This is a genomic window from Paraburkholderia hiiakae (assembly GCF_904848665.1).
GTDB classification, from domain to species: Bacteria; Pseudomonadota; Gammaproteobacteria; order Burkholderiales; family Burkholderiaceae; genus Paraburkholderia; species Paraburkholderia hiiakae.
In genome coordinates, this window is record NZ_CAJHCQ010000019.1 from 97,497 (window position 1) to 116,525 (window position 19,029).

Sequence of the window (19,029 nt, forward strand, 5' to 3'; positions counted from 1 at the left end):
GAACGATTTCACGCTGCAATGCCTCACGCGCTCGCAACGCTCGTGCGCCGGCTCTTGCCGAGCTTCATCATCACGCCGTAGGCGATCGCCGCGATGGCGAGCCCCACGAACCACGCATAGGTGTAGATGCTTTTGAACGCGTCGGGCACGGAGGGAAACGCGTTCGGGAATGCGGTGTTGAGAAAGCCCGGCAGGTTGGGCAGCACGCCCAGGACGAGAGCGATCACGGCCGCCAGGTTCCAGCCGTTCGAGTAAGCGTATTCGCCGTTCTCCTCGAATAGCTCGGCAGTATTCAGGCGCGTGCCGCGAACGAGGAAGTAATCGACGATGAGAATGCCCGCCACGGGCCCGAGCAGCGCCGAATAGCCGACAAGCCAGGTGAAGATGTAGCCCTGCGTGGTGGCGAGAATCTTCCACGGCATCATCACGATGGCGATGCCCGCGGTGATCAGACCGCCCGCCTTGTACGAAATAACCTTGGGCCAGAGACTGGAAAAATCGTAAGCCGGGCCAACGAGATTGGCGGCGAGATTGCAGCACATCGTATCGAGCGTGAGGATGACGAGCGCGATGCCCACACCAACGCCTTCCATGCGGCTCGTGAGATCGATAGGATCCCAGATCGCCTTGCCGTAGATCACCACCGTTGCCGACGTCACGACCACGGAAACCACCGAAAGCAGCGCCATCGGAATAGGCAAGCCGATGGCCTGCCCCACGAACTGGTCCTTTTGCGTTTTCGCGAAGCGCGTGAAGTCAGGTATGTTGAGCGCGAGCGTGGCCCAGAAACCGACCATCGCCGTGAGGCTTGGCCAGAACGTCGCCCAGAAGAGCCCCGCCTTCTTGCCGCCCGCGGCGAACTGAGAAGGTTGCGAGAGCATCGAACCCACGCCGCCTGCCTTCGAACAGGCCCACCACACGAGCACCACGCACATCACGACCTTGATAGGTGCGGACCAGCTTTCGAGCCAGCGGATCGAATCGGTGCCGTGCAGGATGAAATAGAGTTGCAGCACCCAGAACACGAGGAAGCACGCGCCCTGCCCGATCGAGATGCCGAGAAACGGCAGCGCGTCGCCCACCAGCGCGTTATGCGTGAGGATATTGGCGAGCGTATAAATGGCGCTACCGCCCAGCCACGACTGGATGCCGTACCAACCGCACGCCACGATGGCGCGCAGCATAGCGGGCAGCTTCGCGCCCTGGGTGCCGAACGAGGAACGCACCAGTACCGCATAGGGAATGCCGTATTTCGTGCCTGCGTGTCCGATCAGCAGCATCGGCACGAGCACGATGAGATTGCCGAGCAGCACCGTAAGCACCGACTGCCACGGCGACATACCCTGCTCGGTAAGCCCGGCTGCGAGCATGTACGAGGCGATGTTCATCACCATGCCCACCCAGAGTGCCGCGAAGTGATACCAGCGCCACGTGCGCTGCGCGGCGACGGTTGGCGCGAGATCGTCGTTGTATAGCTCGCTTTCGGCGCGGCGCGCGCTGGCGTCGCCGGTCAATGGCTGACTCATGTTTGCGGTTCTCCGTGGCTTGTCGTTGGTCTCGTTCGGTTCGGCTCAGTGCTGTTTCAATGCGTCAGGCGGCTTTCGGATCGGCTACACGTGCGGGGTTATTCGGATGCGTGGTCCAGTTCGCGTAACGGCCCGAGTCGACGCGCTCCATCGTGATGCATTGGTCGACCGGGCAGACATGCATGCATAAATTGCACCCGACGCAATTTGCGTCGACCACCTCGAAGTGGCGTTTGCCGTCGCGCGTGGCGGTGATGGCCTGATGCGAGGTGTCCTCGCAGGCGATATGGCACAGGCCACACTGAATGCAGCGGTCCTGGTCGATGCGCGCCTTGATGTCGTAGTTGAGGTTCAGGTACTGCCAGTCGGTGACGTTGGGCACGGCGCGTCCGCGAATGGCGTCCAGGTTCTCGTAGCCCTTGTCGTCCATCCAGTTGGAGAGGCCATCGATCATATCGCTGACGATTCGGAATCCGTAATGCATCGCCGCAGTGCAAACCTGCACGCTTCCCGCGCCCAGCACAATGAACTCGGCTGCATCGCGCCAGTCGGAAATACCGCCGATGCCGGAGATGGGCAGGCCGTGTGTTTGCGGGTCCCGCGCGATTTCCGCGACCATGTGCAGCGCAATGGGCTTCGCGGCGGGGCCGCAGTAGCCGCCGTGCGTGCCCTTTCCATCCACGGTGGGCAGCGGCGCCATCACATCGAGATCGACGCCCACGATCGAGTTGATCGTATTGATCAGCGAAACGCCGTCCGCGCCGCCCTTCATCGCTGCACGCGCGCCATGGCGTATGTCGGTGACGTTGGGCGTGAGTTTCACGAGGCAAGGCAGGCGCGTGCCCTCCTTGACCCAGCGCGTGACCATTTCGATGTATTCGGGCACCTGTCCCACGGCCGCGCCCATACCGCGCTCGCTCATGCCATGCGGGCAACCGAAGTTGAGCTCCACCGCGTCGGCACCGGTGTCTTCCACCAGTGGCAGTATCCACTTCCAGTCTTGTTCGGTGCACGGCACCATCAGCGAGACAATGAGCGCCCGGTCGGGCCAGTCGCGCTTCACCTGCGCGATTTCCTTGAGGTTCACGTCGAGCGGCCGGTCGGTAATGAGCTCGATGTTGTTCAGCCCCGCCATGCGCTGACCGCGCCACGTGGTGGCGCCGTAGCGCGAACTCACGTTCACCACGTGCGGGTCGAGCCCGAGCGTTTTCCAGACGACCCCGCCCCAGCCCGCCTCGAAGGCGCGGTTGACGTTGTATGCCTTGTCGGTGGGCGGCGCGGACGCGAGCCAGAACGGGTTGGGCGATTCAATGCCGGCAATCGTGCAGCGCAGGTCGGCCATGATGCGACTCCTTCGTATTGTCTGGTTTCGGTGTGTTGATCGCGTAGCGCAAGCTGCGCAGTTCGAGCCGCGAAGTTCAAGCCACGCAGTTCAAGCGGCTTTGGCGGATTGACTCGCCAGGTAGCGGTCGATCGCGCGCGCGGCGAGCTTGCCGTCCTGCACGGCCTGCACGGTGAGGTCGGTTGCGCCGTGCCCTGCACAGTCGCCGCCAGCGAATACGCCTTCGATGGACGTCGCACCCTCCGCATCGACGGCGATGCGCGCACCGCCTGCGGTCAGTTGCAGGGCATCGAGGCCAACCAGGCCTTCAGGCAAGAGCTTTTGGCCAATGGCTTTCAACACCATGTCGGCTTCTACACGCACGATTTCGCCGGTGCCGCACAACACACCGCCCGCATCGAGCGCGGTGCGCTCGAACTCCACGGTCTGCACGCGGGTGTCGCCGGTAATGCGCAGCGGCTTCATCCATTCGACCAGCGCCACGCCCTGCGCGCGAGCGAATTCCTGTTCGGCCCAGGTGGCGCTCATCTGCGCAGCGCCGCGGCGATACGCAAGCGTCACCTGCTCTGCGCCCAGCTTGCGGCTTTGCACGGCGGCGTCGATGGCCGTATTGCCTCCGCCGATCACCACCACCTTGCGGCCCACGGCCAGCGTCGTGAGATCGTCGGCTTCGCGCAGGCGTGCGATAAATTCCACGGCATCGAACACGCCATCGAGCGCTTCGCCTTCAATGGAAAGCGATTGCGTGCCACCGAGGCCCACGCCAATGAACACGGCGTCATACGCGGCTCGCAACTCCGTGAGCGTGACCTCACGGCCCAGGCGCTGGCCCTGACGTACTTCGATGCCACCGACGGAAAGCAGCCATTGCACTTCGTGTTGCGCAAAGTCGTCGACGACCTTGTACGCCGCGATGCCGTATTCGTTGAGTCCACCTGGCTTTTCACGTGCGTCGAACACACTCACGCGATGCCCGGCAAGCGCAAGCGTATGCGCGCAGGCGAGCCCGGCCGGCCCGGCCCCGACCACGGCAACGCGGCGTCCCGTTTCGCTGGCGCGCTTGAAGAGCGCCGGCGCGCCGGCGGCCTCGCGCGCCATCTGGAAGTCGGTGGCATGGCGCTGCAGTGCGCCGATTTGAACAGGTTCGCCATCCTGATGATTTCTCACGCACGCGCCTTCGCAGAGAATCTCGGTTGGGCACACACGGGCGCACGTGCCGCCCAGTGGGTTTGCGCCCAGAATATCGCGCGCCGCGCCCTTGAGATTGCCATTGCCGATCTTGCGAATAAACCCTGGAATATCGATGCCGGTCGGGCACGCCGCCACGCACGGCGCGTCGTAACAGTAGTGGCAACGGTCGGCGGCAATGACGGCTGCGTTGGCGGAAAGCGGCGGCGCGACGTCGGCAAAGTTGCAGCCTAGCTGCTCGGCGGTGAGGCGGCCAGGCGCGATGCCGTCGGCGACATTCGAGTTGGGCTGGGACATCCGGATGCTCCTTGCGAGGCAAAACACGGATCCGCCGGCTGTGCGGGACGCGCACAGCCGGTACGTGGGGACAACGGGAAAGACAACACGGCTCTCAGGCCGCTTGCGTTAGCGTCAAGGCGTCAGCCGGGCTCGCTCGCGCGTTCGAGCATGGCGTGCAGCAGCACGTTCGCGCCCGCCTCGATCCATTCGATCGTCGCGTCCTCGACCTCGTTGTGACTGATGCCGTCGATGCATGGCACGAACACCATCGAAGTCGGCGCGACCGTCGCGAGATAGCACGCGTCGTGGCCCGCGCCCGAAACGATCTCGCGGTTCGAATAGCCGAAGCGCTCCGCCGCCGCGCGCACGGAATTCACGCAGGCCTTATCGAACGGCACCGGCGCGTAATAGAAAATCTGTTCGACCTGCGTTTCCAGCTTGCCTTTCTCCGCAATCCTCACAATGCCTTCGCGCAGTTCGGCATCCATCTGCGCGAGCACGTCGTCCTGCGGATGGCGAAAATCGATCGTGAAGAACACGCGGCCCGGAATCACGTTGCGCGAGTTCGGATGCACCTGCATCATGCCGACCGTCGCGCAGGCTAGCGGCGCGTGGCGCAGGCCAATTTCGTTCACGAGCTGCACGACGCGCGAGGCGCCCAGCAGCGCGTCGCGGCGGCGCGGCATGGGCGTGGGGCCCGCGTGCGCTTCCTGGCCCGTGAGCACGACTTCGTACCAGCGCTGGCCCTGTGCATCCGTCACGACGCCAATGGTCCTGTTTTCGGCTTCAAGTATCGGGCCCTGCTCGATATGTAGCTCGAACGCCGCGTGAATCTTGCGCCCGCCGCACGGCAGTTCGCCCGCGTAGCCGATGCGCTGCAATTCCTCGCCGATGGTCTTGCCATCGACATCCTTGCGGGAGAGTCCGTAGTCGAGCGTGAAGACGCCCGCGAACACGCCGGAGGCGACCATGGCTGGCGCGAAACGCGAGCCTTCTTCGTTAGTCCAGATCACGGTTTCAACGGGGCGCTCGGTTTGAATGCCGTGATCGTTGAGCGAGCGGATCACTTCGAGCCCGCCCAGCACACCATAGATGCCGTCGAAGCGCCCGCCCGTGGGCTGCGAGTCCGCGTGCGAACCGGTCATCACAGGCGACAGGTCGTTGTTGCGCCCCGCGCGGCGCATGAACACGTTGCCCATCTGGTCGGTGCTCACCGTACAGCCCGCCTCCTTCGCCCATTGCACGATGAGGTCGCGCCCCTGTTTATCGAGGTCGGTCAGCGCGAGACGGCACACGCCGCCCTTGGGCGTGGCGCCGATTTTCGCCATTTCCATCAGGCTGTCCCACAAACGCTGGCCGTTCACGTGGATCGCGGTCGTCAGCGCGGCTTCGCTTACTGCGTTCATGCGTGTCCTCCTGTCTGTGTTCGTCAAACGTGCATTCGTGCCACCTTCTGGGGCGGCAAGAGCCATGACGGTGCACGCCTCGATGGCTCTTCGCGATTCCCGAAACCTCGCTCCGCGAATCCTGTCCGATTGGACAGGTTGTAGACGATAAATTTCGCGAATTCAATGCGGTGTTACCAGCGAGAAGCGTGCCATCGATGCTGCAGTGCGCGAAAACGCCCTCGCCGGCCCACGCGTTTTCCCCGAGGGCGGCGCATGCACGAGGCGCTTACATCGTGACTACAATGAAGCCGTCATGGGCGCGCAAGCTGCGCGCCGCCTCTTCCCTTCTGAACGGATCGATCATCATGCGCGACGACGAACCCACCACGCGAGCCGCGACCCACGCGATGCGCGGCACGGCGCACGAACGGGAAGCCGCTGACGCAACGCACAAGCCGCGCCGGCGCAAGGCTGCCATTCGCGAGTCGAACGAAGCGCATCTGCTTGCCTGCGCGGAGGCCGTGTTCGCCGAGCGCGGCTTCGAAGGCGCGAGCACGGCGCTGATCGCAGAGCGCGCGGGCCTCCCGAAGGCGAATCTGCACTACTACTTCCCGACCAAGCTCGCGCTCTACTGGCGCGTGCTCGACGATCTGTTCGAGGAGTGGAACGCAGCCGCCAACACCTTCGACGCGAGCGACGATCCAGTCGAAGCCATTGGCGGTTACGTGCGCGCGAAGATGGAACTCTCGCGGCGCAGGCCGCTCGGGTCAAAAGTGTGGGCGAACGAAATCATCAGTGGTGCTACGCATATGCAGGACATCCTGCTCAAGCGCGTGAAGCCATGGATGGAGACGCGCGTGAAGCTGATCGACCGCTGGATTGCTGAAGGACTGCTTGCACCGGTCGATCCGAAGACGCTGCTATTCATGATCTGGGCGACCACGCAGCACTATGCCGATTTCGAGGCGCAAATTCGCGCGCTCTCGGGCAAGCGCGCGCTTTCAACCGCGGGGTTCGAGGCGAGCACCGAGGAAGTGGTGCGATTGATCTTGCGCGCAAGTGGCGCGCGCTCGCCTGGAGAATAAGAAAAGCGGCAATGGTGTGCCGCTCGCCGCCTGACTGGAAAGAATGAGCAGCCGCTGATCTCAGCGGTAAAACCCGGAAGGCGCAACACCAAAATGCCGCTTGAACATCGCGGCAAACGCGCTCTGGCTCGTATAGCCGTGGTCGAGTGCGACGGTCACGATCTTCTCGCCGCGCGCAAGACGTTCGAGCGCCAGAAGGAGCCGCGCATGCCGACGCCAGCGCCCGAGCGTCATGCCGGTCTCGCGCTGGAACGCGCGGTGCAGTGTGCGCTCCGCCATGCCAAGCTCGTGCGCCCAATGCGCGACTTCGTGGGGCGCATCCGGCGCGTCGATGATCGCGTCGCACAGCTTGCGCAATCGCGCGTCGGCAGGCCAGGGCAAATACAGCGGCAGTCGCGGTATGACCGCAAGTTCAGCGAGCAACAAGCGCATGAGCAGATCGTGACGGCCGCCCGGCGCGTAATCGAGCGGCACTTCCACCGCGCCGAGAATCAATTCGCGCAGTAACGGCGGTACCTCGACCACGCAACTGCCATGCGGCAAATTCGTCGCGGCGCCTGGTTCCACGAACACGGTGCGCATGCGCACGTTGCCGCTCATGCGTACCGTGTGCTCGAGTCCGGCATCGAGCCATACCGCGCGCGTTGGCGGCACGACCCAGCGGCCCACCTGCGCTTCGATCAGCATGACACCCTCGACCGCGTAGAGCAGCTGCGCGCGCCTATGGCTGTGCGTGGCGACGAACGCACCATGCGGATAGTCGGCGGCGAGCGCCGCGACCGGCATTGGCGTGTCTTCGAAGGGAACGTGCACGTCCGGCGGCGGGAGGACAGTCATCGGCGTGGAGGTCGAGTGGCAGTTTTGCGACAGGAGTCGCCATTCTAGCGTGAGACAGCCCCCATTCGCGGCGTGCAATCTCGGGGTTCGTTCCACTCACACGACTGTGTTCAGGAGACTCGATGCTCGCTCCTTCCTCGCGCTCCGCGCTCTATTCGCTCTTCCCGGTCGCGGCAATCGCGCTGTGGTCCGGCAACGTCATGGTGTCGCGCCTGTCCGCGCACACCATCGACCCGTACGCCATCACGTTCTGGCGCCTCGTGCTCGCCGTTGCCCTGATGAGCCTCTTCGTGCCCGCGGGAGCGTGGCGCAACCGCGCGGCGATTCTTCCGCAACTGCCCAAGCTCGCCTTCCTCGGCCTGCTCGCGATGGCGCTGTTCCAGTGCCTGTCGTACGAAGCCGCCAGGACGACGACGGCCACCAACATGGCCATCATGACCGCGCTCGTGCCGCTGCTCACCATGCTGCTCTCGGTCGTGCTGCTCGGCGAAACGCCGACGGCCGGCATGGCCAGTGGCGGCGTGCTGTCGTTCGCGGGACTCGTCTGGCTGATCACGGCCGGCCAGCCTGCGGCGCTGCTCGCGGGCGGCGTGCATGAGGGCGATCTGCTGATGCTTTGCGCAGGCGCCGCCTACGCGCTCTATGGCGTGCTGCTCAGGCGCTGGCATGTCGGACTGCCGTCGTGGCAATCGACTTATTTCCAGGCCATCGCAGCGTTGCTCTTCATGCTCGTGCCGATGCTGCGCCTTCCGCCCGCTGAAGCGTTGCCCACGCGCGCGAGCTTGCCGCTCATCGCCTACGCCGGATCGCTCGCATCGGTCGTGCTCCCGTTTTTCTGGATGCAAGGCGTGAAACACCTCGGCCCGAACCGCTGCAGCATGTACATGAATCTGCTGCCCGTGTTTACGGCGGCGCTCGCCGTCGGCGCGTTCGGCGAGCGGCTCTATCCGCACCATCTCGTGGGCGGCGGCGTGGCGCTCGCTGGCGTGCTGCTCGCGCAGACGTGGCGCGCGCCGCTTGCCTCCTTTTTTGCGCCGCGTTCCGAAGCCAACGATGGCGCAGAATACTAAAATCGTGGCGTCTATTCGTAAATGCGATATCCGCGTTTGCCGTATCGTGCGATTTCAACCACGACCTCTCTACGAACGATATTTCGTATGAAAAATCGCGACATGATCGTCGGGCCGCGATAGCATTCTCCGCGCCGCTACGCGAGGTGAATGGGCTTCGCCGCACGCCTCAACCGGTCCATTGATCATCTTATTATTAGGATTACGTATGAATGATATTGCAGGATACGACTTCGAAGATCTGGCACCGGGGATGAGCGCGAGTTTCGCCAAGACCATTACCGATGCGGATATCGTGCTGTTTGCCGGCGCGTCGGGCGACAACAACGCCGTGCACATCGATGAAGAGTTCTCGCGCAAAACACCCTTCAAGGGACGCATAGCGCACGGCATGCTCAGTGCAAGCATTATTTCCGCGGCGATCGCCGGCCGCCTACCCGGCCCCGGCACGATCTACCTCGGGCAGAATCTGCGCTTCAAGGCGCCAGTCAGGCCGGGCGACACGGTGCAAGCCACGGTGACGGTACGCGAACTCATTGCGGACAAGCGGCGGGTCGTGCTGGACACCATCTGCACCGTGCAAGGCAAGGTTGTCATCGACGGCGACGCGCTCGTCATGCCCACTTCACGCGCGGATCGCGCCATCGAAGCACGTTCGGCAGGCGACTTCGCGAATACCGCATTGGAACGGGCATGAGCAATCTCTTCAATATGCCCGACGAGGTCGCGCACGGATTTTCCCGCTCGGCGAAAGACTTCCTGAACGCGCTGGCCGGTATTCCCGCAAGCGCAGCCGTTGCGCCGGCCGTATTGCATGAAGCCGGTGCTCGCTACTGGGGGCAGCAGTGGGCGCTGTGGTCGAACATGCTGAACCCGCAGCATGCAGCCGACGAGGCACGCCGCGACCAGCGGTTTCGGGCGGACGAATGGACCAGCAACGCCTGGTACAACCTGCTTCGGCAGAGCTACCACGCCAATGCGGGCCTGCTCGAAGACATGGTCGGCGCGACAGGCTATAACGAAAGCGAAAAGCACAGGCTGCGCTTTTTCATGCGCCAGCTTATCGACGCTGCGAGCCCCACCAACTACGCCGCGACCAATCCGGAGGCGATCCGCATGGCCATCGAGTCGAACGGCGAAAGCCTTCGTACGGGAATGACCAATCTGTTTGGAGACCTCGCGCGCGGCACCATTACGATTACGGACGAAGCCGCCTTCGAAGTGGGTGACAACGTTGCTGCGTCCAAAGGAGCGGTTGTCTTCGAGAACGCTCTGTTTCAGCTGATCCAGTACGCCCCGCTTGGTACGCACGTCGCCAGGCGCCCTTTGCTCATCGTGCCGCCTTGCATCAACAAGTTTTATATTCTCGACCTTCAGCCTGAAAACTCCTTTGTGCGCTTCGCCGTCGAGCAGGGACAAACGGTATTCATGGTGTCGTGGCGCAACCCCGATGCGCAAACCGCGCATACGACGTGGGACGACTATCTGGAATCGGGCGTGATGGAGGCAATCGATATCGCGCTCGCGATCACCGGTGCTGACAAGGTCAACACGGTAGGCTGGTGTGTAGGCGGCACGATCCTCTCTTCGGCGCTTGCGGTGATACGCGCGCGCGAAGAGGAAAAGGTTGCGAGCCTGACGCTGCTGACGACCATGCTCGACTTCACCGATCCAGGCGATCTCGGTGTATTCATCGACGAGCAAACCGTGGTGCAGCGTGAGCGATCGATAGGAAGCGGCGGCCTCTACCCAGGGCGGGAACTCGGCTTCGTGTTCCAGATGCTGCGCGCCAACGATCTGATCTGGCCTTACGTGATCAACAACTATTTGAAGGGGAAAAGCCCAGCGGCTTTCGACCTGCTGTACTGGAACGCGGATAGCACCAATCTGCCTGGCCCGATGTACACCTGGTATTTGCGCAACATGTACCTCGAAAACAATCTGCGCGTGCCCGGAAAGCTCACCATGTGCGGCGTTCCGGTCGACCTCGGACGCGTCGACATGCCGGCCTACGTGCTGGCGACCCAGGAGGATCACATCGTTCCCTGGAAGTCGGCGTGGCGCAGCACCCAGCTTCTTGGCGGCGAGGCTCAGTTCGTGCTCGGTGCAAGCGGACATATCGCTGGCGTCGTTAATCCGGCAACGAAGAACAAACGGTGCTATTGGGTGAGCGGCGAAGCGAACAGCAATCCCGAAAGTAACGCCGATGGATGGTTCGCGTCTGCGCAGCAGGCTTCGGGCACATGGTGGAACCACTGGATCGCGTGGCTGCAACCGCACGCGGGTGGACGAGTCAAGGCGCGTACGAAGCTGGGAAGCATGAAATTTCGGCCGATCGAACCCGCGCCGGGGCGTTACGTCAAGACCCGGTCGGGTTGAGTCACGCGCACGAGCAGTCATCGTACATGGTACGTGATCCTTATTACATTTAACCCGTCGAACACATGCAGATTCGCCACCGCCTGCATGTGTTGCTTGCCGTAATCAACTCAACGCGCATAGCCATGGCAAATTCGCTGCGTACCAGTTATCAAAGCCGATGAACGGGTTAGCACGTCGATTGCCACGCGCTCGACCGGCGAATACGTGATCACGAAAGACAATTACAACGGGTCGAGCGTCGTGGTTTATCGCTGGCGTCCGTAACCGCATGGCCCTGAAGGGCGCCAGCGCACTTGCGCGCTTCCTTGCGTTCCCGGGCATCTAGTCATAATATAACTATACACAAAGTTACTAGAGCGCCATGCTCCGACATTCGCCCCTCGCCCTCGCCGTTCTCGCCATGCTGACCGAGGCGCCGATGCATCCCTATCGGATGCAACAGCTCATCAAGGCACGCGGCAAGGACGAAGTCGTCAACGTGCGGCAGCGCAACAGCCTCTATCAGACGATCGACCGGCTTTTGCGGGGGGACCTGATCGCCGTGAGGGAAACGGAGCGCGACGGCGCGTTTCCCGAGCGCACGATCTATGAAATCACCGACGCAGGGCGCGACACCGCCCGCCTGTGGTTGCGCGAACAGCTCGCGCAGCCCGCGCGCGAATTCCCGGCGTTTCCGGCGGCGCTCTCGCTGTTGCCCTTGCTGCCGCCCGACGACGCCCGCCGCCAGCTCGAAACACGCGTGGCGGCCCTCACGCGCGAACTCGCCCGCATGGACGCCTTGTACGCGGGCGCCGAGGCGATGCAGGTGCCCCGCCTTTTTCTGCTCGAAGGCGAACTCATGAGGGCAACGCTCAAGACCGAGCTCGACTGGACCACGAGCGTCCTGGGCGACCTGAAAGCCGGCAATCTCACGTGGAGCGAGCCGTGGCTGCGCGAACTCGCCGAGCGTTTCGCTCCGCCGTCCGACACGCCTGCAGCACGCGAATCATCGAAGGAGAGCTAACCATGTCGCACTTCAGAGCGCAAACTCCGCTCTCGGTCATGATCATTGGCGCAGGAACCGGCGGCCTGTGTCTCGCACACGGCTTGCAGCGTGCCGGCATCAACGTTCAGGTGTACGAACGAGACCGTACGCGCGTCGACGGCCTGCAAGGCTATCGCGTCGGCATCGATCCGCACGGCCTCGCCGCCCTGAAAGCCGCGCTGCCGCCGGAACTCTTCGCGACGTTCCTCGCCACCTGCGCGCGTACGCCGTGCTACTTCAACATGCTCACCGAGCGCATGTCGGAACTGCTGTCGGTCGGGATCGGCAAAAGCGAGATCGATGGCGGGAAGTCAGTGAGCCGCATGACGCTGCGCCAGGTCTTGCTCACGGGACTCGAAGAGCGCGTGCATTTCGACAAGACCTTCGTCGAATACGAGCAGCACGACGATGGCCGCGTGACTGCGCGCTTTGCCGACGGCACGAGCGCGAGCGCCGATGTGCTTGTCGGCGCCGACGGCGCGCGTTCGAAGGTGCGAAGGCAACTGCTGCCGCACGCGAGGCTCGAGAACACCGGCATCGTGAGCATCGCGGCCAAGGTGCCGATGACCGAAGCAAGCCGCGCGCTGCTGCCACCTAAGGTACTCGACGGCATTACGCTGATCTCGGCGCCGAAGGGCTATGGCGCAATCATCCACGTGATGGAATTCAACTGGGACCAGGCCGGCGCCAGGTCCGGCATCGGTGGCAACGACGCCGCATTGATCGAACGCTGGCCGGGCCTGCTCTACGACAACACACGCGACTACCTGATGTGGGGCGTATGGGGCGCGCGCCGCAACGTCCCCGCCGACCCGATGAAGCTCGAAGCGTCGGCCCGGCTCGCGCTCACCATGCAGATGACCGACGGCTGGCATCCCAACCTGCGCGCGCTGATTCGCGCGTCGGACCTCTCGACGACTTTTGCCGTCGACGTGCGCACGTCGGTGCCCGTCGCCCCCTGGCCGGCCTCGAACGTTACCGTGCTCGGCGATGCAATCCATTTGATGACGCCGGGTAGAGGCGTCGGTGCCAATACGGCGCTGCGCGATGCGCAACTTCTCGGCGCGCAACTCGCGCGGGTTGCGAGCGGCGAGCTTGCGCTCGTGGATGCGGTTGCCGACTATGAGGCGCAGATGCGCCGCTATGGCTTTCACGCTGTCGCGCAATCACGCAAGCAGTTTGACGAGCGCGACGCGATCCATCGGCCAATTGTCGGACGCTTCGCTCTCGGTGCGATGCGCACCGCGATGCGCGTCGTCAACAATGTGCCGCCATTGAAGCGGCGCATGATCGATTCGCAAAACCGGTTTCGGGGCAGCGAAGCAGAAAGCGCAGTGGTTTCGCATTAGGGCACGCTGCCGGGCCTGACCCCGCGCGAGTATGTGTAGCGCCTGCTGCTTGTTAAATCAGAGTTTGTTGGGTTGAAAGCGCTTTGTTTGCCCGCGCTGCGTATCCCCTGCAGTGGCGTCCCAAATCACCGCCATTCGCTAGCATTTCTTCGCCAACGCATTCCATCGCAACGGCTAGGCTCGACAATCCACATAAGGCGGCTTCGTCCACTGTGTGAGTCAATCATATTGCTTCGCAATGCGAATCAAGTGGCGGATGACTTACCTTTCCGATCGCCGTATTCTGCAGCGGAACGTTATTGCGTTCCGCTAATAACAGGCGAAGTCGCAGTGATGATAGTTCTTCTGAACAATGGCGACGACGCGCACCGGGGGAGCATGTCGAGGTACATCGCTTGCGCGCCTGTTGAAGAACGCGTGCAGCGGCTTTGCGCGGGCAAGGCGCGGCTTCTGAAGCGGCTTGCGCGAATTAGGGGGGGACGATGAACCGATCAACGAAGCAGGCCGTGGTATGGGTGCTCGCTTTGGCCCTGTCGGGTGCGGCTTATGGTGCGGCCGGCGGTAATGGCGGCGGTAATGGCGGCGGTAATGGCGGCGGCAGTGGCGGCAGTGGCGGCGGTAATGGCGGTGGGAACGGTGGAGGGAATGGCGGCGGTAACGGCGGCGGTAACGGTGGAGGGAATGGCGGCGGTAACGGCGCAGGCGCAGGTGCCGGCGCGGGCGGTGGCCACGGCTCGGGTTCGGGTTCTGGGTCGAGTTCTGGCTCTGGGTCGGGCTCAAGCTCTGGGTCGGGCTCAAGCTCTGGGTCGGGCTCAAGCTCTGGGTCGGGCTCAGGCTCCGGGTCAGGCGCAGGCAGCTCCGGCGCAGGCAGTTCCGGTGCAGGCAGTTCCGGTGCAGGTAGCTCCGGTGCAGGTAGCTCCGGTGCAGGTAGCTCCGGCGCAGGCAGTTCCGGTGCAGGCAGTTCCGGTGCAGGCAGTTCCGGTGCAGGCAGTTCCGGTGCAGGCAGCTCCGGTGCAGGCAGCTCCGGTGCCGGTAGCTCCGGTGCCGGTAGCTCAGGTGCAGGTAGCTCCGGTGCCGGTAGCTCCGGTGCCGGTAGCTCAGGGGCAGGTAGCTCAGGGGCAGGCAGTTCCGGTGGAGGCAGTTCCGGTGGAGGCAGTTCCGGTGCAGGCAGCGCAGGCGCAGGCAGTTCCGGTGCAGGCAGCGCCGGCGCAGGCAGTTCCGGTGCAGGCAGTTCCGGCGCAGGTAGCGCCGGCGGAGGTAGCGCGGGCAGCGCAAGCTCAGGCGGACCTGGCGGACATTTAGGTCGCGGCTCACCGGGCATGGGTGCACCTTCGGCCATGGTCGAAATGGCCCCACCTCCCCCACCCACACCGGTTAGGAGCGCATACGGCCCACCGCCCCACGCACCTGATTCAGACCGAAGTATGCGTGCGGCGGCGGTGACCGCGCCAGCCAGAAACGACGACGCGCCCCCAACGAGCGTGACCACGTCGGTCCGAGGCGCGACCATCGGGGCAGCCACTGCGCCGATTGCGAACAGCCATACGCCGGCCGCGACGGGCCCGGCCCCTGTTGCGCTCGCGAGGCCAAGTGCCGCGCCGGCAGCGAATGACTACGGTCCGCCAGCCGTGACCGGCACGGGCAGCGGCCCTGGTCCTGCACGGGCTGCGAACAATTACGGGCCGCCGGGTGGCATGACCGGCGCGACCAAAGCGGGTTTCGCGGTGGATACGGGCGGCTATGAGCCGCCGATACTGACCCCAACTAGCGGTGGGAGCGTACAGGAGGTTCCCTACAAGCCAGCGCAATGACGCTTAGCCTGGCGATTCGGCGCCAGATCGTGCGCTTGCCCAGAACGCTCGCTATGAGCGTATCCCCGGCCTCCCGCGGCAATTCGCGTGTGAAACTGAATCGGAATTCGTTCGAGAGTCTGGAGACCGGAGACAATCTCAACGATCGTTACCGCTTGATCGTCCAGACGATGCTCGACGCGCAAGCCTGAACGATCTCCCACCGACGCGCATTGCTGTGACCCGGAACGCGCGCGGAAAACACAGGTGCAATCGAATTACACGAATTCGCGACAACGTGGCGAGCGCTGCGGCAAACAACCGCACCCCAACGCCGCATGGCGTTGGGCCGTGCAATAAGTCCGCGTCGTAGACTGTGCGTTTCGACGCTCGTAGCCCGGAAAGCCGTCGTGCCCATTCACTATCTCCGCAGCTTCACCTCCGTCGAACGCACCGAGCGGGCCAACCTGCGGCTCGGCCGCGCACTGGCCTGGGTCGCCGGTGCGATCAATGCAGGCGGGTTCCTCGCCGTTGGGCAATACACGTCGCACATGTCGGGCATCGTCTCGTCTCTTGCCGACAGCGCCGCGCTCGGCGATAGCGCCATCGCGTTGTCCGCTATCAGTTCCGTCCTTGCTTTTGTGAGTGGCGCCGCGACTTCCGCCATTCTGATCAACTGGGGACGCCGCCGTTGCGCGCGCAGCGTCTACGCACTGCCACTCCTGCTCGAGGCCGCCTTACTCCTTTGCTTCGCCGCGCTCGGCGCGAATCTCGAGATTCATCGTGTTCTCTTCGTGCCGCTGACAGTTGCTGTGCTCTGTTACGTCATGGGCGTACAGAACGCCATGATCACGAAAATCTCACACGCCGAAATCCGCACGACGCATGTGACCGGCATCGTCACCGATCTGGGAATTGAATTAGGGAAGGCGCTGTACTGGAATTGGGGCGTACCGACTTCAGCGTCGCAGCATGTAGCGGCCGATATGCAGCGCGTGCGTGTACTCGGTTCCCTGCTCGGCATGTTTTTGCTTGGCGGAACGCTGGGCGCAGTAGCTTTCCGCCATTTCGGATTTGCCGCAGGCGTTCCTTTGTCGATGCTGCTGGTGATCCTCGCGAGCGTTCCGGTCACTGACGATTTGCGTCGCCTGCCGCTGCGCGACCTTTTTTGAAGACTGCGTCGATCCCCGGCGGCCGATATCAGGCAATTTATTCGCTTATCAGAAACTTGTCGCGATTCTTCGCGTCCTTGATCCAGTTCGGTGCGCGCCCCCTGCCGGACCAGGTTGCGCCGCTTGCGGGATCGCGATATTTCGGGGGCGCCGCGCTATGCGAAAGCCCCGGCCTGCCTCGGCGACTCCCAAAGATGTCCTGCTGCGTGTACCCGAATTCGGCCACCTTTGCGCGGATATCGGCGAGAACCGTCTCGAACTCTTGTTGACGGGCAATGGCCGCCTGACTCTCGAGTTCCGCGAGTTGCGCTTTGAGTTCCTTGTACGTTGCCACGAATCGTCTCCTGCGCGTGGACACCATTCGCTCATGATAGTGGCTTTCGCGCACGCCCCCTCTCAACGTGATCGCACGACCTTTACCGCGGCGAAAACGAGCGGACAGAAGCGGGACACAGCAGATCGATCAAGCCGCGACGAAGACGACTGCCCCCACATCGGCGACCTGAGCGAACAGCCGTACAAAACGATAGCTTTGCGCCTGGATAGTCAGTTCGTTGAGCCCGGAGCGCGTGCCCTCGAGTATCGCCCGGGCCACCGGCTCTGGAATCGCTCCGAGGTGCGCCCAGTCTTCCTGCAACAGAGCGGGATCGCCCAGATAGACCTCGCTTTTCCCGCCAGGCGTGCGAACGAGAATCAGGCTTCCCCCCTTGTCGAGCGCAAGCTCCAGGTACTCTGACAAGGTTGCCAACGCCTCTGTGTCGACATTGTGGGCGGCATGCGGGTTCGAAGTCATAGGGTGGCCACGCTGGGTAGTGTATCGATCACCTATCGTACCTCCGCTCCTGCACGTGCGGCTCATTTTGGCATGGGTACGTGTTCAGGGATGCAATCCGAACATACCGTGCCAGATCGCACTCAAGAGGTTCGCGTGACGACGATCGTCGGCTTTTTGCGATTCTTCGTCACCAACGCTATGCGATGTAGATGCCTGCATCGCCTCGTCCGGTTCCCGGGCGTCGCGCGGCATGGCGTTGTCCGCCTGACGCGATAGGTGCAGCGCGAGCGCACCGTCGGCAATATGCCCGGCCAGTTGGGTTTCACAATCGCCCGCGAGCAGTGCGCCGAACACGACGTCGCGGTTGTAGCCCTGCTCGGCGAAGCGCATCGCCACACAGACGTGCCGCGCATACGCCTCCTGACGCGCCACCTCCTGCAAACGCGCCTCTTCTTCCTGTTCACGGGCGAGACGCACCATTTCCTCGGCGTAGACCGCATCGTAGACGCTGCGCTGCGTCGGATCGGAAAGAATCGCGTAAGCTTCCTTGATCTCCTGGAACTGCGCATGGGCAGAGGCTTCGCGTCCCATATTACGGTCGGGATGCGCTTTCATTGCGGCCCTGCGGTAGGCCCGCTTGATGTCTGCGTCGCTCGCGTCGTCGCTTACGCCCAGCAAGTCATACAACGTCGCCATGGCTCGTACAAATTGAAGTGAGATGGCGTCGATCGTAGCATGTCGTCAGCAGACGCACCGTTCGAGCGATAGCGATCGATAGCTAACAATCGATCAATTGTCCTAAGCAAACGGACGTCGATTAGCGAAATCTTCCCGCGGCGTCATAACACAGCACGGCGTTCTCAGCGTCGAACCCGGGTCCAACGACACCAATCGTGGTGATCGAGATTGCGCAGCAAATCGGCCCTGCGACGTTCGCGCCGGTAGTGAGCGGTGACACTAACCGCGGCTATCACAAGCACGATCGTGCCGGCAGCCATACCGAGCCAGGACTGGTCCACGTCAGCCTCCTCAGATCCATGCGGATCGCAACCCATTTGTGAGCAACCCACTCTGAATATAGCCTGGTCATGTGACAGACTGTGCGGTCTGGACCGCCAATCAGCGCATGCGGGCGACCGCTTTCAGGAGTGCGTCGCCTTGAGGCGTCACCCGGGGCGTCGGGAAACCTGATTCGAGGGTATCGACGATGACCAGATGAAGGTCACGAAGCGCCCAAAGTTCCTCCCGGTCCGGCTCGATTCGCCCAGGCGCATTTTTTATCAGCATCAACGTGGCAAGTTCGTGGGGGCTCAACATGTTATTTCCCTCCCGCATGATCCCGCTTTTTTCCGCTTCTTTCCCGTTCTTCACATTTGATCGCGCTTATGAGCGCACTCGCCCAAACGCAATGCGTGCTACCTCAGCTTGGCCGCAGTCTCCGAAGCGATTTCCATGCATGCGCGCGTGTAGCCGGCCGCCTGCGAAGCGGCCCACGGCAATATATCGACCTGGCTGCGGACAAGTTGCTCCGGCGTTTGCGCGGACAACATGCCATCGAAGTGCTCTCGCGACCCAGCGAATATCGACCTGCAAGTCGCGAGATTCAGGCGCGCCAGTTCACAAAATCCATCGAACAGATGGCCGGTCGTCGCCGTGAAATTTGCGGCCCATGATCCGCTTTCCGCGGCTGCTAATTTTTGATTAGGCATACTAATTTAACCCCCGTGCATTTCACCAATCGTTATGTCTGTATCGATCGCGTTTGATGTATGGCTTCGCAACGCGAGTGGGGTTGCCCATTCCGAAGCGAATGTCGGCGTCG

General features: G+C 63.0%; 19 protein-coding genes. 8 read left to right on the top strand and 11 right to left on the bottom strand.

Going from position 1 to position 19,029, the window contains the following annotated elements:
* Positions 1–23: 23 nt before the first annotated feature.
* The 4 genes from JMY28_RS29340 to JMY28_RS29355 all read right to left on the bottom strand — a co-directional run bounded on the left by JMY28_RS29340 (position 24) and on the right by JMY28_RS29355 (position 5,741).
* Positions 24–1,526, bottom strand: a complete 1,503-nt coding sequence (locus tag JMY28_RS29340; RefSeq protein ID WP_201699418.1) for an NCS1 family nucleobase:cation symporter-1 — start codon at positions 1,524–1,526, stop codon at positions 24–26.
* A gap of 64 nt (positions 1,527–1,590) precedes the next feature.
* Complete coding sequence (gene preA / locus JMY28_RS29345; protein ID WP_201699419.1) at positions 1,591–2,868, bottom strand: NAD-dependent dihydropyrimidine dehydrogenase subunit PreA; 1,278 nt, start codon at positions 2,866–2,868, stop codon at positions 1,591–1,593.
* 90 nt (positions 2,869–2,958) lie between these two features.
* Entirely contained in the window at positions 2,959–4,353 is a 1,395-nt protein-coding gene (locus JMY28_RS29350) for an NAD(P)-dependent oxidoreductase (RefSeq protein WP_201699420.1), read from the bottom strand.
* A gap of 122 nt (positions 4,354–4,475) precedes the next feature.
* The gene (locus tag JMY28_RS29355) at positions 4,476–5,741 is read right to left on the bottom strand and encodes a Zn-dependent hydrolase (protein ID WP_201699421.1); all 1,266 of its coding nucleotides are present in this window, start codon (positions 5,739–5,741) and stop codon (positions 4,476–4,478) included.
* 347 nt (positions 5,742–6,088) lie between these two features.
* Here JMY28_RS29355 and JMY28_RS29360 point away from each other — a divergent pair, with 347 nt between their 5' ends.
* The gene (locus JMY28_RS29360; protein WP_201699481.1) at positions 6,089–6,808 is read left to right on the top strand and encodes a TetR/AcrR family transcriptional regulator; all 720 of its coding nucleotides are present in this window, start codon (positions 6,089–6,091) and stop codon (positions 6,806–6,808) included.
* 60 nt (positions 6,809–6,868) lie between these two features.
* Here the strand turns inward: JMY28_RS29360 and JMY28_RS29365 are convergent, their stop codons facing one another.
* Positions 6,869–7,645, bottom strand: a complete 777-nt coding sequence (locus tag JMY28_RS29365; protein WP_236597100.1) for an AraC family transcriptional regulator — start codon at positions 7,643–7,645, stop codon at positions 6,869–6,871.
* Between the two features lie 122 nt (positions 7,646–7,767).
* On the opposite strand from JMY28_RS29365, the gene JMY28_RS29370 reads away from it, so the two are divergent.
* The 5 genes from JMY28_RS29370 (at position 7,768) to JMY28_RS29390 (ending at position 13,470) form a co-directional block, all read left to right on the top strand.
* Complete coding sequence (locus JMY28_RS29370) at positions 7,768–8,715, top strand: DMT family transporter (RefSeq protein ID WP_201699422.1); 948 nt, start codon at positions 7,768–7,770, stop codon at positions 8,713–8,715.
* A 208-nt stretch (positions 8,716–8,923) separates the two neighbouring features.
* Complete coding sequence (locus tag JMY28_RS29375) at positions 8,924–9,412, top strand: MaoC family dehydratase (RefSeq protein ID WP_201699483.1); 489 nt, start codon at positions 8,924–8,926, stop codon at positions 9,410–9,412.
* Positions 9,409–11,094, top strand: coding sequence for a PHA/PHB synthase family protein (locus JMY28_RS29380; RefSeq protein WP_201699423.1), 1,686 nt, complete (start codon positions 9,409–9,411; stop codon positions 11,092–11,094). The genes JMY28_RS29375 and JMY28_RS29380 overlap by 4 nt, the downstream gene beginning before the upstream one ends.
* Before the next feature lie 364 nt (positions 11,095–11,458).
* Entirely contained in the window at positions 11,459–12,100 is a 642-nt protein-coding gene (locus JMY28_RS29385) for a PadR family transcriptional regulator (RefSeq protein ID WP_201699424.1), read from the top strand.
* Between the two features lie 2 nt (positions 12,101–12,102).
* A complete protein-coding gene (locus tag JMY28_RS29390; RefSeq protein WP_201699425.1) occupies positions 12,103–13,470 on the top strand; it encodes an FAD-dependent oxidoreductase in 1,368 nt (455 codons plus the stop codon).
* Between the two features lie 491 nt (positions 13,471–13,961).
* Here the strand turns inward: JMY28_RS29390 and JMY28_RS29395 are convergent, their stop codons facing one another.
* On the bottom strand, positions 13,962–14,201 hold the full coding sequence (locus tag JMY28_RS29395; protein ID WP_201699426.1) for a hypothetical protein: 240 nt from the start codon (positions 14,199–14,201) through the stop codon (positions 13,962–13,964).
* A gap of 750 nt (positions 14,202–14,951) precedes the next feature.
* On the opposite strand from JMY28_RS29395, the gene JMY28_RS29400 reads away from it, so the two are divergent.
* Together JMY28_RS29400 and JMY28_RS29405 are read left to right on the top strand one after the other, a co-directional pair.
* Positions 14,952–15,281, top strand: a complete 330-nt coding sequence (locus tag JMY28_RS29400; RefSeq protein WP_201699427.1) for a hypothetical protein — start codon at positions 14,952–14,954, stop codon at positions 15,279–15,281.
* 389 nt (positions 15,282–15,670) lie between these two features.
* Positions 15,671–16,432 carry a YoaK family protein gene (locus tag JMY28_RS29405; RefSeq protein ID WP_201699428.1) on the top strand — a complete coding sequence of 254 codons (762 nt, stop codon included), beginning with the start codon at positions 15,671–15,673 and terminating at the stop codon, positions 16,430–16,432.
* A 37-nt stretch (positions 16,433–16,469) separates the two neighbouring features.
* Here the strand turns inward: JMY28_RS29405 and JMY28_RS29410 are convergent, their stop codons facing one another.
* From JMY28_RS29410 to phaP, 5 genes are all read right to left on the bottom strand, one after another.
* Positions 16,470–16,766, bottom strand: a complete 297-nt coding sequence (locus JMY28_RS29410) for an H-NS histone family protein (protein WP_201699429.1) — start codon at positions 16,764–16,766, stop codon at positions 16,470–16,472.
* A gap of 129 nt (positions 16,767–16,895) precedes the next feature.
* A complete protein-coding gene (locus JMY28_RS29415) occupies positions 16,896–17,225 on the bottom strand; it encodes a hypothetical protein (RefSeq protein WP_201699430.1) in 330 nt (109 codons plus the stop codon).
* A gap of 84 nt (positions 17,226–17,309) precedes the next feature.
* Complete coding sequence (locus JMY28_RS29420) at positions 17,310–17,903, bottom strand: DnaJ domain-containing protein (RefSeq protein ID WP_201699431.1); 594 nt, start codon at positions 17,901–17,903, stop codon at positions 17,310–17,312.
* Positions 17,904–18,326: 423 nt separating this feature from the next.
* Positions 18,327–18,578 (bottom strand): hypothetical protein, encoded by a 252-nt coding sequence (locus JMY28_RS29425; protein ID WP_328809478.1) that lies wholly within the window; start codon positions 18,576–18,578, stop codon positions 18,327–18,329.
* A gap of 44 nt (positions 18,579–18,622) precedes the next feature.
* A complete protein-coding gene (gene phaP / locus JMY28_RS29430; RefSeq protein ID WP_201699432.1) occupies positions 18,623–18,916 on the bottom strand; it encodes a phasin family protein in 294 nt (97 codons plus the stop codon).
* Positions 18,917–19,029: the final 113 nt, after the last annotated feature.

Excerpts from the sequence above, each read along its gene's own strand:
- JMY28_RS29340 (WP_201699418.1), bottom strand. The coding sequence starts at position 1,526 with ATGAGTCAGCCATTGACCGGCGACGCCAGCGCGCGCCGCGCCGAAAGC.
- preA (WP_201699419.1), bottom strand. The coding sequence starts at position 2,868 with ATGGCCGACCTGCGCTGCACGATTGCCGGCATTGAATCGCCCAACCCG.
- JMY28_RS29350 (WP_201699420.1), bottom strand. The coding sequence starts at position 4,353 with ATGTCCCAGCCCAACTCGAATGTCGCCGACGGCATCGCGCCTGGCCGC.
- JMY28_RS29355 (WP_201699421.1), bottom strand. The coding sequence starts at position 5,741 with ATGAACGCAGTAAGCGAAGCCGCGCTGACGACCGCGATCCACGTGAAC.
- JMY28_RS29360 (WP_201699481.1), top strand. The coding sequence starts at position 6,089 with ATGCGCGACGACGAACCCACCACGCGAGCCGCGACCCACGCGATGCGC.
- JMY28_RS29365 (WP_236597100.1), bottom strand. The coding sequence starts at position 7,645 with ATGACTGTCCTCCCGCCGCCGGACGTGCACGTTCCCTTCGAAGACACG.
- JMY28_RS29370 (WP_201699422.1), top strand. The coding sequence starts at position 7,768 with ATGCTCGCTCCTTCCTCGCGCTCCGCGCTCTATTCGCTCTTCCCGGTC.
- JMY28_RS29375 (WP_201699483.1), top strand. The coding sequence starts at position 8,924 with ATGAATGATATTGCAGGATACGACTTCGAAGATCTGGCACCGGGGATG.
- JMY28_RS29380 (WP_201699423.1), top strand. The coding sequence starts at position 9,409 with ATGAGCAATCTCTTCAATATGCCCGACGAGGTCGCGCACGGATTTTCC.
- JMY28_RS29385 (WP_201699424.1), top strand. The coding sequence starts at position 11,459 with ATGCTCCGACATTCGCCCCTCGCCCTCGCCGTTCTCGCCATGCTGACC.
- JMY28_RS29390 (WP_201699425.1), top strand. The coding sequence starts at position 12,103 with ATGTCGCACTTCAGAGCGCAAACTCCGCTCTCGGTCATGATCATTGGC.
- JMY28_RS29415 (WP_201699430.1), bottom strand. The coding sequence starts at position 17,225 with ATGACTTCGAACCCGCATGCCGCCCACAATGTCGACACAGAGGCGTTG.
- JMY28_RS29420 (WP_201699431.1), bottom strand. The coding sequence starts at position 17,903 with ATGGCGACGTTGTATGACTTGCTGGGCGTAAGCGACGACGCGAGCGAC.
- phaP (WP_201699432.1), bottom strand. The coding sequence starts at position 18,916 with ATGCCTAATCAAAAATTAGCAGCCGCGGAAAGCGGATCATGGGCCGCA.